Source organism: Streptomyces sp. NPDC020983 (assembly GCF_044333485.1).
Classification (GTDB): Bacteria; Actinomycetota; Actinomycetes; order Streptomycetales; family Streptomycetaceae; genus Actinacidiphila.
In genome coordinates this window covers 1-1609 of the sequence record NZ_JBIRRA010000043.1, presented here as the reverse complement: position 1 = coordinate 1609, position 1609 = coordinate 1, and the positions used below count along the sequence as shown (strand labels likewise).

Sequence of the window (1609 nt, the reverse complement as noted above, 5' to 3'; positions counted from 1 at the left end):
CGATCTCCCACAGGCCGTCCGGAACTATCCAACTCCACGTACCCCGCCCCATGCACAGCCCAACGAACGATCACCACATAGGACACGGTCTAAGACGTCGTTTCTTATGGTTGCCTCTCGCACGAGGTGCTGAGTGCCGTCAGCGCGTCCCAGCCGCTTCCGTGGGGGAGGACCTGTAGGGCGACGCCCTGCTCAGCGTCCAGGATGACGTACTGCTCGGGGGTGTAGGACAGGTCGCCCCAGGGCTCGCGGGTGTGGGCTCGTGCCAGAGCCCGACCACAGGCTGTGCACCTGATCCAGGGAATCAGGAGGAGGCGATCGGGCAGGCCGACTGCGGTTCCGGGCAATGGTGTTCTGGCCCTGTCTTCGATCAGCTTGAGGGCTGATGCGGTTCCCTTGCCGGGGCACTGGGAGAGAAGCGGCGCCAGCGGCAGGGGCCACATTCCCCAGGCTTCGCCGAGCACAGCGATCTCGGCCCGGGTGTTGTCATCTATGGCCACCTGGTGCTGCAGCAGAGCAGTAACGAGCAGCCCGAGGCCGCCTTCCTGTTCGCCGATCCCCCAGAAATCCAGCACTTCCCGGGCGTCTTCGGGCGGAAGCAGAGCGGCGAGCCGGTGCCACACGACAGCTTCACTGGTCACGCTGGGAGGCTAGTACGGGCGGGCGCGAGGCGAGGCGGCGGTGGCAGATGAGGGCTGCTGCTATGCCGACGAAGGCGAGGAAGTGCTCGGCTTTGCGTTCGTAGCGGCGGTGGAGCCTGCGGCAGCCGGCCAGCCAGGACACGGTGCGTTCCACTACCCAGCGGTGACGGCCGAGCCGCTGGGAGGACTCGATGCTCTTGCGGGCGATGCGGTGGCGTATGCCGCGGGTGCGGAGCCATCGGCGCAGGTGGTCGTAGTCGTATCCCTTGTCGCCGTGCAGCTTTCCGGGCGGCCTTCGGCGCGGGCCGTGATGGGAGCGGATGGGCGGGATGCCGCGCACGAGTGGCTGCAGACCCTGGCTGTCGTGCAGGTTGGCGCCTGAGATCCCGAGCGACAGGGGCAGCCCGTTCCGGTCGGTGATCAGGTGAATCTTCGATCCGGGTTTGCCGCGATCGGTCGGATTCGGTCCCGTCAGAGGCCCCCCTTTGTGGCCCGGACGCTTACGGAGTCGATCGCACATCGGGACCAGTCCAGCTCACCACGGGCACCGAGTTCGTCGAGGATGACACGATGCAGCCTGGCCCACACCCGGTCCCGGCTCCACTGCGCAAAGCGCCTATAGACCGTAGGCCACGCAGGGCCGAACACCGGCGGGAGCTGCCGCCACGTACAACCCGACGTCGCCACGAAGATGATCGCCGCCAGCGCCTCCCGGTCACCTGCCCGCCGTCGGCCTCCGCCCTGAGGACGTATGACCTCCGTGGGAGGCACCACCCGCCGAAACAGATCCCACAACTCGTCCGGCACCAGCCGCTGGACCAGGTCTGCCATGCCCTGCTCAACGACCACTCAGGCCAAAAGAAACGGCGTCTAAGACCGTGTCCTATGTGGTGATCGTTCGTTGGGCTGTGCATGGGGCGGGGTACGTGGAGTTGGATAGTTCCGGACGGCCTGTGGGAGATCGCCGA

2 protein-coding genes are annotated in these 1609 nt (G+C 66.7%); both read right to left on the bottom strand.

Translation table 11 applies throughout. From position 1 onward, the window contains the following. Positions 1 to 104: 104 nt before the first annotated feature. Positions 105 to 641: a hypothetical protein gene (locus ACH4SE_RS36440; RefSeq protein ID WP_398547882.1), complete on the bottom strand. Its 537-nt coding sequence runs from the start codon at positions 639 to 641 to the stop codon at positions 105 to 107. Further along, a protein-coding gene (locus ACH4SE_RS36435; protein WP_398547881.1) for an IS5 family transposase occupies positions 631 to 1472 on the bottom strand; the annotation gives its coding sequence in 2 pieces (ribosomal slippage) (positions 631 to 1122 and positions 1125 to 1472; 840 coding nt in all). The genes ACH4SE_RS36440 and ACH4SE_RS36435 overlap by 11 nt, the downstream gene beginning before the upstream one ends. Between the last annotated feature and the right edge of the window lie 137 nt (positions 1473 to 1609).